This is a genomic window from Actinospica sp. (assembly GCF_035552695.1).
Lineage (GTDB): Bacteria > Actinomycetota > Actinomycetes > Streptomycetales > Catenulisporaceae > Actinospica.
Window position 1 is genome coordinate 1 of the sequence record NZ_DASZKT010000198.1, and the last position, 1,835, is coordinate 1,835.

A 1,835-nucleotide genomic window follows, 5' to 3' on the forward strand; every position below is an offset into this window, starting at 1 on the left:
CCCGGCCGCCGTCGGCAGCGAGAACTGGACGAGGCCTCCGACCACCGTGTGCGGTACCACCGAGCCGTCCACGTACACAACCGCGTGCGAGGCGGCCACGCCCGGTGGAGGCACCACCTGCATCGTCACCGCGGAGGATGCGACTGTGCGCAGATAGCCGCGGATCAGTCCCGCCCGCTGGGCGAGTCCGATCGTGGGCAGGCGGATGTTGAACGTGCTCATCGGCAGGTGGGGGACGATCCGGTAGCCCGCGGCCGTGGCCTGAACGCCCGCCAGCTGGAGCAGGTCGAACAGGCTGTAGGCGGGCTGGTGCATGATCTGGGTGTCGTAGCCGTGCGTGACACCGAAGCCGGTGCCGAGTCCGATCCCGCAGTTCGCCGGGGAGGACTGGTAGTACGCGGCGCACTCGTCGTCGACCGAGATCACGCCGTCCCAGTGATTCGGGAAGACGGTCGCGTGCGTCGCGAGCGTGTTGCGCAGGTACTCGTCCCAGGCGTAGCCGGCGGCGCCCGGCACGGTCCCGTCCTCGTTCGCGAGTGCCCACGTCATCCAGCCGTTGACCGCGAACCACGCTCCACCGGGCCATTCGGTGCTGTTGTTGATCGCCGGCTCGGACTGCTCGGTGGCGCCGGGATCGTTGGAGGCCGGCGCTAAAGCCGAGCCGATCCGGGCGGGACCCGCGGGCGCACCGACGCCCGCGAGGAAGCGGCGATATGCGGCGACCACGCGGGCGGCCTGCTGGGCTGAGGCGGCGCCGGCGAGCAGCGCCCACGGTTGGGGCTCTTCGAAGATCGAGCCGACGCCGATCTGGCGCAGGCCGGAGTAGCCGCGCGCAAACCAGCCGTCGGGTACGAACTGGCCCTGCACGACCGCGAGGTCGCGGGCCGCTGCGGTGCGCAGCTGGGCCGCGAACGCGGGATCTTCCACGGCGTCCGCAAGGCGCGCCAGCCGCGGATAGACGTAAGCCGCCTGCGCGGTCACCAGATCGGATTCGGTCATCTGGTTGAACTCGGTCGAGAAGTCGTTCCAGTCGCCGGTTGCGCCGGTGATGTACTCGCCGTGCGGGCCGGTCCCGATCACGTGCTCCTGATGGAAGAAAGCGAGCTTCAGGTGGTCCCAGACGGTTCCCGATCCGGCAGCTCCGTAGTAGGGCACCTGCTGCTTGAGGAACCCGAAGTCGCGCGTCGAGAAGACGTATTCGCTCGTTGCCCACAGCAGCCACTGGTCCATGTCGTCGGAGGTCCCGAGGTCGAACCGGCGGCAGAGGCTGAGCATCCCGTAGGGCACTGCGCCCGTGCCGGCCGGTTGCTCCTGCGCCGAGTACGCGATCACGTCGCGCGCGAGCGCGGGATCTGACCAGATCATCGGGAGCATGTGCTGGAGCGGGTCGCGGAAGGCCTCGTTCTCGCCGAAGTAGTACTGGTAGTAGCCGCCCTGGGAGAGGATGTGGTGACCCGCGCACTCCTCGTAGGTCGAGTCGGATCTGACCGTGTAGGCGTCCCACTGCAGCTCGCGGGAGAGCCACGTGTAGCTGGAGCCAAGCTCGGTCTTTGGCAGCCACGCAGACCACGCTCGCTCGCTGCGATCGAGCGCGGACGAGTCCGATCGGTAGCGCGCGAGGAGTGGGGCGATCTGGGCGGGATGGCCGTAGCCGTATGCGTAGCGCAACGTGACGCTCGCCCCCGGCTTCAGCGAGAACGGGCTCTGGAAGGCGAACATCGCGCGGCCTTCGACGCCGTTCGGGGAGGGAGGAGCGGTCGAGTCCGTGAGTCGGCCGGCCTGCACCGCCGACGGGTCCGCGCGGGTTCCCGACCCGAAGAACGCGTGTGTATCGG

General features: G+C 69.2%; 1 protein-coding gene. It reads right to left on the reverse strand.

Annotated elements, in window-relative coordinates; translation table 11 throughout:
- A partial coding sequence (locus VG296_RS22850) for a GH36-type glycosyl hydrolase domain-containing protein (protein ID WP_325568890.1) occupies positions 1–1,835 on the reverse strand: 1,835 nt, incomplete at both ends.